The organism is Acinetobacter rudis (assembly GCF_000829675.1).
Classification (GTDB): Bacteria; Pseudomonadota; Gammaproteobacteria; order Pseudomonadales; family Moraxellaceae; genus Acinetobacter; species Acinetobacter rudis.
Genome location: NZ_BBRX01000029.1, coordinates 1 through 13,878, shown reverse-complemented (window position 1 = coordinate 13,878; position 13,878 = coordinate 1). Strand labels below are relative to the sequence as shown.

Genomic DNA, 13,878 nt, shown 5'->3' with positions numbered 1-13,878 from the left:
TTTAAGCACTGGCTTTGTGACAAATCCAACTAAGCATAATCAGAAATATTTAATAAACTCTTCATAACATTGAAAATAGCCAAATATGGCTGTTTATTCATCAAATCGTCATATTTGATCTGGATAATGCCTAGGTGGCTAAAAATTGTCATATTAAACGTGTTTTGTAACAACAAAATGCGTGATTTAATGATGACTGTTTTTCTGAAACTTAATGAATCTAACTAATTGGTATATATAGAAAAAAATAGATAAATTGATCTTTTTTAGATACTACACTGTGTACACTTATCAAAAATGGCTTTAATTCATGATGAATTGTCATATAATTGTCACAATTTAATTAAACAATAAGTGGATTTTTTTATCTGCTTAACTGTCTGCATGAATTCAAAACATCCACCTGCTTCAGATTCGGTATCTTCTGTACCTACAAGTCAATCAACAAATGTGCACGTTCCTACACCAAAGTTTTTTATGCCGGTGTTTTTGACGATTATTGTTGCAACAATTATTTATATTGGTGTACAGGTCAATGCAGATCTGTCTCATGTGCCACCATTAAGTGTTTATTCTATAATTTTACTTTGTACTGCTTTATTTATTGCCCTCGGTTTTGAGTTTGTAAATGGTTTTCACGATACGGCAAATGCTGTAGCTACGGTTATTTATACCAATGCCTTACCCGCGCCAATTGCTGTAATGTGGGCGGGTTTTTGTAATTTTCTGGGTGTAATGGTTGCGAGCGGTGCTGTTGCCTATGGCATCATCGCATTATTACCCGTTGAACTGATCATGAATGTGGGCAGTGGTGCTGGTTTTGCAATGGTTTTTGCCATGCTAATCGCTGCGATTATGTGGAACCTTGGAACTTGGGTGCTGGGTATTCCTGCATCAAGCTCTCACACTTTGATTGGTTCAATCTTAGGTGTGGGCATCATGAACTATATCTTACACTCGTCAACTGGTGCGAGTGGTGTAGATATGGATCAGGTGATCAAAGTAGGTAAGGCCTTATTATTCTCTCCATTGATTGGTTTTGCTTTCGCTGCTGTTGTTTTTCTATTGGTGAAACGAGTATTTAAGCGTCAGCTTGAACTTTTTCAACCACCTGAAGGCAATAAGCCACCACCACCAATGATTCGTGCGATTTTGATTTTTACTTGTACGGGTGTGAGCTTTGCGCATGGTTCTAATGATGGTCAAAAGGGCATGGGTCTTATCATGCTGATTTTGATTGGTTTAGTTCCATTAGCCTACTCGCTGAACAAGGGCTTAGATCAACAGCATTTGCAAAGTTTTCAGCAACTTTCTAGTCAAACAGCAGTTGCAATCTATCAAAATCATGATGACATTTCAGATGAAAACGCACGTCAAATCTTGACGAAATATGTGCAAACCAAAGAAGGCAATGCTGAGGTTTTACCTGCATTGGCGAGTTTGACCGATCATTTGGGTGATCGCGTGGGTCAATATAACGATCTAAAAGATATTCCTGAAAAGGAAGTCAGTGCGATTCGTAATGACATTTATTTGAGCGTGACGAGTTTTAAACGTTTAGAGAAAGCTGAACAGCTTCCAGCGATGACTGCAACACAAGAACAGTCTGTGAAAGCTTACCGCAAACATTTAGATTCATTTTTACAGTACATTCCAACTTGGGTAAAAGTTGCAGTGGCATTGGCATTGGGTCTAGGAACAATGGTTGGCTGGAAACGTATTGTTATTACAGTGGGCGAGCGTATTGGTAAACATCATATGACTTATGGTCAAGGGATGTCTGCTGAGTTAGTTGCCATGTCAACGATTGCTGCGGCTGATGGTTTTGGTATGCCAGTGTCTACAACGCATGTGTTAAACAGTGCGGTTGCAGGTACTATGGTTGCGAACAAATCGGGTCTGAACTTTAATACAGTTAAAACAATTTTATCTGCGTGGATCTTTACCTTACCTGCAACGATTTGCTTGTCTGGTATATTGTATTGGTTATTATTAAAAGTATTTGTTTAATCAGCAAATCGTTAAGCAAGATAAAAAAATCGCTGCCAGTTCAACTGAGCAGCGATTTTTTTGCTTTACTGGGTTACTTTTTTAAGTGAAGTTTGTCCTTCGCAAAACCGTACAGAGCTGCAAAAGGTAGAGCACTGCGTGCAACATAATTGACCCGCCAGAGACCACCATGGTTTGCAGCATCCATGATCAGTTCAAGAGGGTGTTCTAAACTATTGTTGGGGTTGGCTAGAGCTTGAGAGTTATATAAGTCATGAACCCAAAGTGCAGCCATGATGGCATTGGTCGTATCTGGTTCAAAAGCTTCGACATCAAATAAACTCGCACCAGAAAATGCAGCTTTTAAAAGTGGATTCTTGGTGACTGAATGTGTAGTTGTAGACGGTGCAATATTGATACTGACTTGTTGACCTTGATGACGTGCCAGTGTTGCACGCCATTGTTGCAGGCGCTTGGCCAGTGCGTAGTTAGGGCCTTGTTCGACCACGATACAATCTGCGATGGCATATGATTTATGGTTATCAGATGGATAGATCTGGGCAGGTTGTGCCTTGAAAAAATGTTGTCGAGATAAACGCGCAATAGCTTTACTACAGACTTTTTCAAGTTGTGATCGCTGTTGTGCTTTGGCTAAGGTTGTTTCAAGAACTTCAGCTGGAACAGCATAAACGTCAGTAGGGGTACACATATACATCAGACTACTATCAGGTTTTTGTAGACTAACTTGATGCATAATACTGTCCATTGCCATTGAAACACGGACATGTTTTTCACCATCTAGATAGGCAATAGCAGCTAAATCAAGTTGTTCAGGCTGTTCACTTAACCACTTAGCAATTTCAGCGGTTTGAGTCAGTAGATTTGCTCCCAATTGTTCAATGGCTTGTTCTGTAGAAGTATGCTCGTTAAGTGGTGTTAAACTTGGAGCAATGAGCGTGGCATTTCCCGCACTGACAGTATCTACAATCTTTTTCCAAACTTTAGAGTTTGGAAGATCAATTGCAATGATATTGGCTTTCCATTTTGCTAACCATTTCAATGGGCCTGCTTCAGAGCCTGCGCCAAATAACACCATATGTCGTTTTGAAAGATCAAGCCATTCTGGATGTGCTTGAACCAAACGTAGTGCATCTGCATGACTTTTTTCAATAACACCTTTGGCCAGCCAAGTATCAATTTGTTGAAGTAATGCTGCACCGCGAAGCTCTCGTCCATGATAGGGCACATACCACTCTGGTGCTTCAGTGGATTGACCTTGGAGCGTATAGCGATGCATTTGAGCAATATTGGGGATCTGCATCAGATCTTTTAGTGCATAAGCATGACCATCACGATAAAACTCAAAACTTTCCTGAGCCTTATTTAAACCCGCTTCGGCAATTTGAATCGGATAAGCTGTGCTTTTAATACCTTGTTCAACCAATGCTTTAAAGTAAATAGGATAGTTTTTGCGCCAGTTTTTTTCTTGTGTGAGTTGATCACCGAGATTTGAATCGAGAGGGTGAAGCGCAGCAGCAATAATAGCTTTTGCGGTATTAGAACTACTACTTTTTTGACTATTAGGGTTAACTGGAAACTGTAAACCCTCTGCGATTTGTGACATAAGGTAATCCGAAGCTGTATATAACAATAGAAAATGACTTCATTATTACCCTCTGGCTAACACTTTGAACTGGCATGAAGTGACAAATTACAAGCAATAAGCAACAGCTTATTGCCTGCAAACATTCTACTGACGTACTGTTTGCAGGTTTAATTTGTCTACATATTTTTAAAATGGGAGTTGCATTAATTTATTGAGGAAGTGGGCCAGAATGCGTGGTTCAATCAACAATGTAACAATTACCCCATACGCAGCCCCCCAAAGATGTGCGCTATGGTTGATGTTGTCACCATTACGACGACCTGCCCAGATACTATAAGCAACATATAAAACAGCAAAGATAATGGCAGGTACAGGAATGAAAAATACAAAAATTAAGCGCCAAGGTTCAAATAAGATATAGGCAAAAAGTACTGCAGAGACAGCACCAGAAGCACCGAGGCTGGCCCAATAGGGATCACTTTTATGTTTGAGATAACTCGGTAGTATTGCAAATACTAAACCACCCAAATAAAACAGTACAAACCCCATGTCATAGAAATATTGTCTGTAGAAATTTTCAATGATGCTGCCAAAGAAAAATAGCGTGATCATGTTAAATAGAAGGTGTGTTGCATCGGCATGGACAAAGCCATGAGTAATAAAACGATCTAATTGGCCTTGACGCATTGCTGTAGGTCTAAAAATTAATCTGTCCATTAGCGCTGGAATGTTAAAAGCAGCAATTGAAACGATTACAGTAATGGCGATGAGGCTTAGTGTATGACTAAGGGGTAAATTCATCATATTGGTTTGGCACCGGATCAAATCAAAAAATGAGTGTTTGATTATGCGGCTTAATACCGAATAAAAATAGTATCGTCATGAATTCCGACAGTTTTAGTGGATTATTTTTATATTTGTTCGATCTTCGGGTAGAATGGCTGGGTCAGCGTGAGGAAAAAGTTATGACGACTGAGACTAACAGTGCTGCTGTTGCAGATGAAATTCCAAATTTATTGATTACTCCAAATGCTCAGGAGTACTTAAAAGATTTATTGGCCAAGCAAAATACGCCAGGCATTGGTGTACGTGTATTTGTAGAAAATGCTGGCACCCCTCGTGCTGAGTGTTGTATGGCTTATAGTGCCCCTGAAGAGGTTGTACCTACAGATTACAAGCAAGATTATCCAGATTTTCCTGCTTTTGTTGATGCGCCTTCTATTCCGTACTTAAGAGATGCAGTTATTGACTACAACAAGGACCGTTTTGGCGGTCAGTTGACCTTCCGTGCACCTAACTCAAAAGTGCCACGTGTAGGGCCAGATGCATCTATTGAAGAACGTATTACTTATGTTCTACAAGCTGAGATTAACCCAGGTCTTGCAGGACATGGTGGTAACTGTAGTCTAGTCAATGTTATCGAAGATGAAGAACATGGTCTTACTGCGGTGCTTAAATTTGGCGGTGGTTGTCAGGGTTGTTCAGCAATTGATGTCACTTTAAAGCAAGGTGTCGAAACAACGCTAAAAGAACATATTCCTGAACTCAGTCGAGTTCTAGATGAGACGGATCACACACAAAGTGAAGGTGCTTATTTTAAATAAGCCATATTGTTTTTCGCTCACTAAAATATAATCTTTAAATAAATCAACCTCCTTCGGGAGGTTTTTTATGTTATAGGAAAAAACAATAATAATTGTTCTCATTAGCATTGTTGATTGATTCTCATTTGTTACAATGTGTTCAATTTAGTTCTAACTTCATACACAATTGTTACTTTGGAATATTTATGTCACAACTACGAATGAAATCTGCATTAACGATGGCTGTATTGTCGATGATGTATGTTACACAGGCACAAGCGAATACAACAAACTCGGCTACAACTCAAACTAATGGTCAGTCAGAAAGAGTTGTATTGGATACCATTGTGGTAACAGCAAGTGGTTTTGAACAGGATATTAAAAAAGCACCAGCAACGATTTCGGTATTGAGCCAAGAAGAAATTAATAAAAAGGCATACCGTGATGTAACAGATGCACTAAAAGATGTACCTGGGGTTGTTGTTACAGGTGGTGGTAGTTCAAGTGATATTAGTATCCGTGGTATGGGTAGCGCTTATACAGTTATTCTAGTAGATGGTAAAAAAGTAAATACTCGTTCTGTACGACCAAATAGTGATAATGCTGGTATTGAGCAGGGATGGTTACCAGGTATTACAGCTATTGAACGTATTGAAGTGATCCGTGGTCCAATGTCGGGTTTGTATGGTTCGGATGCAATGGGTGGGGTAATTAATATCATTACCAAGAAGACTGCTACAGAGTGGAGTGGGTCTGTTAAACTTGATACAACCTTACAAGAAAATCAAGACTCTGGAAATTTGTATCAAGCTAATGCCTATGTTTCAGGGCCATTGATTGAAAACCTATTATCTCTAAAAGCGAATGGTACATTCTCACAACGCCAAGAAGATGACATTATAGGTGGATTCAATAAACAAAAAATGCGTGCAGGTGGTGCAACTTTGAGTTTGACACCAAATGACTTACACGCAATTGATTTTGAGTATCAACGTTCTATTCAAAATCGTAGTGGTACAGTGGGTAAGACTATTGAAGATAAACCCGGTCGGAATGGTCCAGCAACCAACTCTTATAGTGATTATTATCGAACTGATTATAGTATTAACCATCGTGGCGAGTTTGGCCGTGTAAAAACTCAGTCTTATATTCAACGTGAAGAAACTGATAACCCATCACGTAATATGGAAGCTGTAAATACGACATTTAACACGATAAACCAAATTGAACTTGGTGCGCATAATTTAAGTTTTGGTGGAATGTATTTAGAAGAAGAACTAGACGATAAAGGCAACCAGTTAGTGATTTCTGGAAAAGAACCTATATCAAGTTTAGACCGTTATAGCTGGGCACTTTTTGCAGAGGATACATGGAGCATCGTTGATAGTTTTAATGTTACTGCTTCACTACGGTTAGATAAAGATGAGAAGTTTGGTAGTCATTGGAGTCCTAAAGTCTATGGGGTCTGGAGCTTAAATGACCAATGGACTGTGAAAGGTGGAGTTTCTACAGGTTATAAAACTCCAGCATTACGAGCTACTGTTGCTGAATGGGGGCAAGCTACTGGCGGTGGTTCTAGTAAAGGAGTTATTGTTGGTAATCCTGATTTGAAACCAGAAACAAGTACTAACTATGAGGTATCTGTAAACTGGGACAATCTTGATAATCTTACTGCTGGATTAACTATTTTTAATAGTGAATTTAAAGATAAAATTACCGAGGTGCGAGATTGTAGCGGTGATTCAGGAAAGTTGGAATGTGAATGGTTGGGGGAGAGATTTGATTTTGTGAGTTTACGCGAAAACGTTGATAAAGCGAATATGCGTGGGGTCGAAGCAACTTTTACTTGGCAAGTTATTCCTACTGTAAATCTAACTGCAAACTATACTTTCACTGATACTGAGCAAAAAAGTGGTAAATTCAAAGGAAAACCTTTGAACCAAATGCCGGAACATATGTTTAATACGACTGTAGATTGGGAAGTAAATGATCAAATCTCAACATGGTCACGTTTAAACTTTAGAAGTAAAACATCTGAATATTTATCACGTACTTCGATGTCTAAAGGTAAACCAGCTTATGCGATGGTGGATGTCGGAATGAATTACCGAGTTTCTGAGCAAGTACAAATAGCAGCTGGAGTTTACAACTTGTTAGATAAAGAAATTAATCAAGATACATATGATTTTGTATTGGATGGTCGTCGCTACAATTTAGGAATGACCTATAAGTTCTAATATTTGCTAGATTTGAAAAAAGGAGCCATTGAATAGCTCCTTTTTTTATATTAAAAGGCCTGCTTTATACTACTTACTCAGCTAAAATCTGCTGAGTATGTTGTGCATAATAGAACTGCTCTAAATGGTAGCGTGCGCGCTGACGTAAATAGTCTTGTGAAATCATATGCTGGATCAGTGGAGTGCATAGCGCTTGCAGTTGATTGCTGACTAAGGCTTCGTTAATATTGAGGTCACGCAATAAGAGGTCGAAACTTCTTTCCTGATTGCGTACATACCAAGCATATACTCCATCATGAACCTGTTGCTTTAAATAGTCAGTTTGTCTGAAATGATCCCAAACTTCTTTGCTGAGTTTCACCACACTGTCCATATCCTCATGATCTAAATAACCTTGTAGATGTGAGAGTGGAATACCTTTGATTTTGTGCCAGATATTGGCTTGTAAGTGGTAGAGCTTATTATCATCCATATGCTGGTTGAGTACTTGTTCACTCAGTTGTATGATTTTTAACATGTTTTTTTGTAAATAATGATTGAGGGTATCATCTAAATTACTGTCAGTGACACTTTCTAAAACAGATTTCCCCATTTTCATAAAACGCCCAACACCCGGGACTTTCTTCGCCATCATGGCGTTGTCGATATAGTCTTGAATAGCATGTTGAATCAATTGACTCAGCATTGCTGTAAAGGCGGCATGATTGACGATACTGTGGATTAGTTTTTGGCGTTGTTTACTTTTTTTAGAGAGATAAAGAGCGATTTTATCGATACTGTGTACTGAAATAATATCTTCAATACGTGTGTCGGCATTGACAGGGTGTATTAAAGCAAAGCGGCAGTGTTCAATAATTTGTTCAATCAGAAAATCACTGGCTGGGGTAAGTAAAATTTGTTGTTCAATTAATTGATAGATATGTTCAAACTGCCAAATGTCTTGTAATTGTTGTTTTCTGAGCCATTGGTAGAAATGTAAAAACTCACTTTGAATATTTTCTGGCTGAGCAAAGGTTTGGTCTAAAAAATCCAAATGCGCATTGATCAGTTTTTCAGTTTTTGGATTGCTCAAGGATGTTATCTCCCTATAAAACGTATAAATGGCTGAGCTTAATCAGTATGTTAATCCGTTTATGACTTAAGGTGTCGGATATTCAGTAATAATGATTGAATTGTAACTTGTTAAGTGCCCTATATTAGTACTTGGATTGTGTGCGCTTTGACAATGGCTCGAAAGACATACGATTAAGAAAATTAAAGCAAAATATCCGAGTTGGAGTAAATTTTTATCAGTGACATTCTAAGGGCAGCTCTTTAAAATAATTCACTGATGCAACCAACGGGAAGAAATCATGCTGACAGCTCAAGAAGCATTAGAACGATTAAAATTAGGAAATCAGCGTTTTGTAAGTGGGGAAGTCAAACATCGTCCATTGTTAGAACATCAACAACGAGCGGAAATGGCCGAAGAGCAACATCCGTTTGCAATTGTACTGGGGTGTTCTGATTCACGCGTACCAGCAGAATTAGTTTTTGACCAAGGTCTAGGTGATTTGTTTGTGATTCGTGTCGCAGGTAATGTTGTCGCACCATCACAAGTCGGTAGTGTTGAGTTTGCTGCGGAACGTTATGATTGTCCTGTGGTGATTGTCCTTGGACACAGCCATTGTGGTGCTATTCAAGCAACAATTGACACATTGATGAATCCAGATAGTCCACCTTCAGCAAACTTGATGTCTATTGTTAATCGGGTACGTCCATCTGTCGAAATCTTGATGCAAACCGAATTGAAAAATGATCTGTGTAAATTGTCTAAACATGCAGTACGTTCAAATGTTTTTGCTTCAGTTAATCAATTACGTCACGGTTCAGCAGTATTAGAAAACCTCATTGAGAAAGGTATGCTAAAAGTCATTGGTGCTGAATATTCTCTAGAAACGGGTGAAGTCACTTTTTTTGACTTTTGATTTACCGCAGACTCAGCCAGTTGAACTGCCAGGTATGAGGTAAATCAGCCTTGGATAAAACCGCGTTATGTTGAACATAGCGCGGTTTTTTTATGTCTATTTAAAAGGTTTATAGCACAGATTTGATGCTTGGAAAGGCATTATTTAGCAAAGTCATTTGTGCTTTGGCATTGGGGTGGATTTTATCTGCTTGCATCAGGTGGTTTTGACCTGCTACACCTTGCATAAAGAAAGGTAAAAGTGTGACCTTATAGCGTTGACTCAAAACCTTGTAGTTGTTCTCGAAGGCACTGTTGTAGGCTGTACCGTAATTTGGGGGAAGTTTCATTCCCAGTAATACTACTTTTGCTTGAGCTTTCTGGCTGAGCTGGATCAGCTGGGCTAAGTTATTTTGAATCATCTGTGGTGGTCCACCACGGAGGCCATCATTACCGCCAAGTTCGATGACGACCACATCGGGTTGATGCGTTTGGAGTAACTTGGGAAGCCTTGCCAAAGCCCCACTGGTTGTTTCACCACTAACACTGGCATTAATGACTTTGTGTTGTTTTGCTTTTTGGCTGTCGAGTCGTTTTTGTAAGAGGCTAACCCAACCTTGTTCTGGTGCAATACCAAAACCTGCACTAATACTATCACCTAAAATCATAATAGTTTTGGCATAGCTACTGCTGGCAAAGCCCAATACGATGAAAAAGATAAGATAACGGAGATACTTTTTTAACATGATAAGATTGCCCCTTAGGTCATTTAACGTTAGCTTAGTTTGTCATTGCCCAAAATAGATAGAACATCATGCCACAAGCGATTATATCCGCACAGCAAATTAGTCAAAGAATCGACTATGGTCAGCGTCAACTCAGTATCTTAGAACAACTTGATTTGGAAATTTTTCCAGCAGAACAAGTGGCGATTACTGGGCGTTCTGGGTCAGGAAAATCAACGCTATTAGGGATCTTGGCGACACTTGATCGCGCCAGTGCTGGGCAGTTATATATTTGTGGCCAAGCTGTGCATGATTTAAATGAGGAACAGCGAGCGCAGCTGCGTTTGGCGCATATTGGTTTTGTGTTTCAATCTTTTCAGTTGTTGTCACATTTAACGGCACTTGAAAATGTCATGTTACCCTTACGTTTACAGACTCATTTTGATTATGCTCAAGCAGAACAACAGGCTTTGGCATTATTGACACGCGTAGGCTTACAGCGTCAAGCACAACAAAAACCCAAAGTGCTATCTGGAGGCGAACAGCAACGTGTGGCTATAGCACGTGCGCTCATCAGCCAGCCTAAAATTATTTTTGCTGATGAGCCAACGGGGAATTTAGATGAGCATACTGCTGTTGAAATTGAACAATTATTATTTGAGCTCAATCGTGAATTAGGCACAACTTTAGTACTGGTCACCCATGATCGTCAGTTAGCAGCAAAGTGTCAGCGTCATTTTGAATTACATGAAGGGCGTTTACATGAGTTATCGACTCGATCAGATCAGTCTATAGGTTGATGCTATGAAGTATTTTGCTTTATTAACCAGTTTAGCGCGACAGAGTTTAGCCAGTTCTGCTACTTACTTATTATTATTGGCTTTGACTTTAGCAATTAGTGCCACAACTGCACTTAAGTTTAGCCATAGTCAAATTCGCGATGCGATTCATGTCCAAGCTGCGGCAATGCAGGCAGCAGACTTGGTTTTAACAGATCAAAAGCCGATTGAAGCCAAGTGGGGTAAATTGGCTGAACAATTACATCTACAGCAGTCAAAAGTGACTGTATTTAATGCTATGGCTCATCGTCAGGACCAATTTGTCATGGTCAATGTCAAAGCCATCGAAAACAATTTTCCACTACGTGGTGTACTTGAGCTCCAACCAGTCCAGAAAAAAATTGCCTCTGGTGAGGTTTGGCTGAGCCTACGAGCAGCTGAATTGTTAAAGGTAAAAGTGGGTGATGAGGTTGCGCTGGTTGATGCCAAGTTCACTGTTGCTGCAATTATTCAACGAGATAGTAATCAGGAGCTTGGCTTTTCAGCTTTTTCTCCAACGGTGTTGATTTCACAGCAAGACTTAGCCAAAACCCAAGCGGTACAGCAGGGGAGTCGGATTGAATCTCGCTTGTTATTGGCAGGTAATACTGAACAAATAAATCAATTTTCATAACAGTTTAAAAAGCTACGGCCAAAAATGTTGGCTGAGTTAGATGAAGGTGCAGATCCTTCAACAGCTTCAGAACTACGCTTACGTACTGCAGATAAAGCCAATATCCGTTTAGTCAAACCGATTGATCAACTCAACAGCTATTTACAACTGGCTAATATATTAACTTTATTGCTCTGCGGTATTGCTATTGCGCTGAGTTGCCAACGTTATATGCAGCAAAACCAAGATGATATTGCTTTACTGCGCTGTATGGGGGCAAGTCGTTTACAAGTCATCACAACGTATCTCTGTTTATTGTTGCTTATCGTGATGGTTGCGATTGTACTTGGCAGTGGTTTAGGGATGTTGTTTGCTTATAGCTTATTGCAACTTTTACAACAGTTAATCCCACAAATTCAATTTAGTTTAACTTGGACTGCAATTTGGACTGGACCAATTCCAATCGCCATTTTGACCAGTGTCAGTTTACTGGTTGGTTTTGTATTACCAAGTTTATGGCAGTTGGTGAACACAGCGCCTGTTAAGGTGTTAAGACCAAGTGGTGTTGCGTTAAAACGCTTGCTTTGGACAGGGCTAAGTGGTGGATTGAGTTTAGTGCTTTTTACCTTGCTGATTAGCCAACAGCGTCAATTGGGTGTGATCGTCTTATTGTCTGCTGTCGTGCTATGTGCTGTGGTGTTTTTATTGATGTGGGGATTATTAACCACCATCAAGGCCACAAGACTTGGCTTAGCTCGTTATCTTGGTTTACCTGTACAAAGTGCAATACAAATTACTGCTTTATCTTTAGGTTTAGGGCTTATAGCCGTGTTACTGGTACTCAGACAAGATATGAGTTCTGGTTGGCAGCAACAACTTCCTGCCAAGACACCCAACCAATTTGTTTATGGTTTACCGCCATTTGAATTAAGTCGATTTGAACAACAATTGTCACAGAACCAATGGCAAGCTACAGCATTGTATCCAAATATTCGTGCGCGACTGGTGCAAAAAAATGGTCAGTCGTTTAGTGCAGAACTCATTTCAAAGAACAATGCGCTACGCCGTGAACTTAATCTAACTCAGAGTAAAGCATACCCACGTGATAACGTAATTGTACAAGGTGATGTGGTACTTAAGCGCCCAGGTGATGTTTCAGTAGAAGTAAAACTGGCAAATACATTGGGGATTAAGGTTGGAGATCAACTTAGTTTTAGTCTGCCAGAAGGGCAATTTAATGCGCGTGTGGTCAACTTAAGACAGGTCGAATGGCAGAGTTTTAGTCCGAACTTTTTCTTTATTTTTGCAGAGCAAAGTTTAGATGAAAATGCAGGGAGTTATTTGGGCAGTTTCTATGTTCCACCTAGCGATCAGCATAAGATAGCCCGTTTGATTGAACAGTTTCCAAGTGCTGTGATTATTGATATGAGTTTGATTTTAAATGAAGTCAAACAGTTGATTCAGGTCTTACTTCAGGTACTTAGCGTACTTGCAATCTTGGTGGCAATTGCTGGCATTTTAGTTTTATTGGCGTGTATCAATTTATTGCTTGATCAACGTAAGAAAGAAGTTGCTCTATTACGCAGTTTTGGTGGATCAAGAGCTCAACTCAAGCGAATGTTGACTATTGAGTTTGCATTACTGGGTGCGATATCAGGCTTTGTAGCCTGTATTTGTGCTGAGGTAATCGCAGCACTCTTGGCCAATCAAATGAATATGGCTATGCAGATGCATCTGTTTATTTGGGTGTTTTTACCCCTTGGAATGGCCTGTATTAGTGGTTTGATTGGACGCTATCGATTGGGCTATTTATGTGATTTAGCGCCATTAAAAAGTTTAAGAGAATTTGATTAAAGCTTTGAGGTCGTGAACAGGGGCATGCGATATTGCAGTGCCCTTGTGATGACTTTCAACAAGGAGATGTTTTACATTCTCATCCATTTACCATCTTTAAGCGCAAAATAGAAAATGGCAAATTGGATTGGGCTCGTGACGATATCGACAGTGACTGCAAGGGGGTAAAGTGCGTACTTTCCAGTATTTGTTGCTTTGGAGAGTGCCCGTCCTTCTTTTTCCTCAACGACTTTAATGAAGACAGGATTATTTAAAGTATGCTGCAAATTTTTTGTTGAATTGATTGCAGAGGCCAGACGGATATTGACTTCAATATTGCGTCGGCAGTTGAGTAGACCATTGATTGGAGCATCACATTTAAACTGTAATCCTTCGAGTTGTTTTTGTTCACCAGCCTTCAGTAAATCCAGTGGTTTAGTAAAATTGATATAGAGCTTTCCAGCAATATCTTGTTGAGATTCAGTGCTGGTACTGTTCATTTTAAACTCAAGTGTCTGTACGCTTGGTT

The 13,878-nt window shown here is 39.6% G+C and carries 10 protein-coding genes and 1 pseudogene; 6 read left to right on the top strand and 5 right to left on the bottom strand.

The annotated features are described in order from the left end of the window. Positions 1-384: 384 nt before the first annotated feature. Complete coding sequence (locus Aru01_RS08550; RefSeq protein WP_016657130.1) at positions 385-2,010, top strand: inorganic phosphate transporter; 1,626 nt, start codon at positions 385-387, stop codon at positions 2,008-2,010. Between the two features lie 73 nt (positions 2,011-2,083). On the opposite strand, the gene Aru01_RS08545 is transcribed toward Aru01_RS08550, so the two are convergent. Both Aru01_RS08545 and Aru01_RS08540 read right to left on the bottom strand, forming a co-directional pair. Further along, on the bottom strand, positions 2,084-3,613 hold the full coding sequence (locus tag Aru01_RS08545) for a hypothetical protein (RefSeq protein WP_016657129.1): 1,530 nt from the start codon (positions 3,611-3,613) through the stop codon (positions 2,084-2,086). A 168-nt stretch (positions 3,614-3,781) separates the two neighbouring features. Continuing rightward, on the bottom strand, positions 3,782-4,399 hold the full coding sequence (locus Aru01_RS08540) for a rhomboid family intramembrane serine protease (protein WP_016657128.1): 618 nt from the start codon (positions 4,397-4,399) through the stop codon (positions 3,782-3,784). A gap of 161 nt (positions 4,400-4,560) precedes the next feature. On the opposite strand from Aru01_RS08540, the gene nfuA reads away from it, so the two are divergent. Together nfuA and Aru01_RS08530 are read left to right on the top strand one after the other, a co-directional pair. Next, a complete protein-coding gene (gene nfuA, locus Aru01_RS08535) occupies positions 4,561-5,199 on the top strand; it encodes a Fe-S biogenesis protein NfuA (protein WP_040331367.1) in 639 nt (212 codons plus the stop codon). A gap of 185 nt (positions 5,200-5,384) precedes the next feature. Further along, the gene (locus tag Aru01_RS08530) at positions 5,385-7,415 is read left to right on the top strand and encodes a ligand-gated channel protein (protein ID WP_016657125.1); all 2,031 of its coding nucleotides are present in this window, start codon (positions 5,385-5,387) and stop codon (positions 7,413-7,415) included. 73 nt (positions 7,416-7,488) lie between these two features. On the opposite strand, the gene Aru01_RS08525 is transcribed toward Aru01_RS08530, so the two are convergent. After that, positions 7,489-8,487 (bottom strand): hypothetical protein, encoded by a 999-nt coding sequence (locus Aru01_RS08525; protein WP_016657124.1) that lies wholly within the window; start codon positions 8,485-8,487, stop codon positions 7,489-7,491. A 280-nt stretch (positions 8,488-8,767) separates the two neighbouring features. On the opposite strand from Aru01_RS08525, the gene Aru01_RS08520 reads away from it, so the two are divergent. Next, a complete protein-coding gene (locus tag Aru01_RS08520; protein ID WP_016657123.1) occupies positions 8,768-9,382 on the top strand; it encodes a carbonic anhydrase in 615 nt (204 codons plus the stop codon). 109 nt (positions 9,383-9,491) lie between these two features. On the opposite strand, the gene Aru01_RS08515 is transcribed toward Aru01_RS08520, so the two are convergent. After that, positions 9,492-10,106, bottom strand: coding sequence for an arylesterase (locus Aru01_RS08515; RefSeq protein ID WP_016657122.1), 615 nt, complete (start codon positions 10,104-10,106; stop codon positions 9,492-9,494). Between the two features lie 68 nt (positions 10,107-10,174). Here Aru01_RS08515 and Aru01_RS08510 point away from each other — a divergent pair, with 68 nt between their 5' ends. Further along, complete coding sequence (locus Aru01_RS08510) at positions 10,175-10,885, top strand: ABC transporter ATP-binding protein (RefSeq protein ID WP_016657121.1); 711 nt, start codon at positions 10,175-10,177, stop codon at positions 10,883-10,885. Positions 10,886-10,889: 4 nt separating this feature from the next. Beyond that, a pseudogene (locus tag Aru01_RS08505) lies at positions 10,890-13,370 on the top strand (ABC transporter permease). Positions 13,371-13,441: 71 nt separating this feature from the next. Here Aru01_RS08505 and Aru01_RS08500 read toward each other — a convergent pair. Next, positions 13,442-13,878 (bottom strand): YidX family protein (locus tag Aru01_RS08500; RefSeq protein ID WP_042111283.1); only part of this gene is annotated, 437 nt, incomplete at its 5' end.

Bases quoted from the DNA above. Each gene is read 5' to 3' on its own strand.
- Aru01_RS08550 (WP_016657130.1), top strand. From the start codon at position 385: ATGAATTCAAAACATCCACCTGCTTCAGATTCGGTATCTTCTGTACCT.
- Aru01_RS08530 (WP_016657125.1), top strand. From the start codon at position 5,385: ATGTCACAACTACGAATGAAATCTGCATTAACGATGGCTGTATTGTCG.
- Aru01_RS08545 (WP_016657129.1), bottom strand. From the start codon at position 3,613: ATGTCACAAATCGCAGAGGGTTTACAGTTTCCAGTTAACCCTAATAGT.
- Aru01_RS08510 (WP_016657121.1), top strand. From the start codon at position 10,175: ATGCCACAAGCGATTATATCCGCACAGCAAATTAGTCAAAGAATCGAC.
- Aru01_RS08515 (WP_016657122.1), bottom strand. From the start codon at position 10,106: ATGTTAAAAAAGTATCTCCGTTATCTTATCTTTTTCATCGTATTGGGC.
- Aru01_RS08520 (WP_016657123.1), top strand. From the start codon at position 8,768: ATGCTGACAGCTCAAGAAGCATTAGAACGATTAAAATTAGGAAATCAG.
- nfuA (WP_040331367.1), top strand. From the start codon at position 4,561: ATGACGACTGAGACTAACAGTGCTGCTGTTGCAGATGAAATTCCAAAT.
- Aru01_RS08540 (WP_016657128.1), bottom strand. From the start codon at position 4,399: ATGATGAATTTACCCCTTAGTCATACACTAAGCCTCATCGCCATTACT.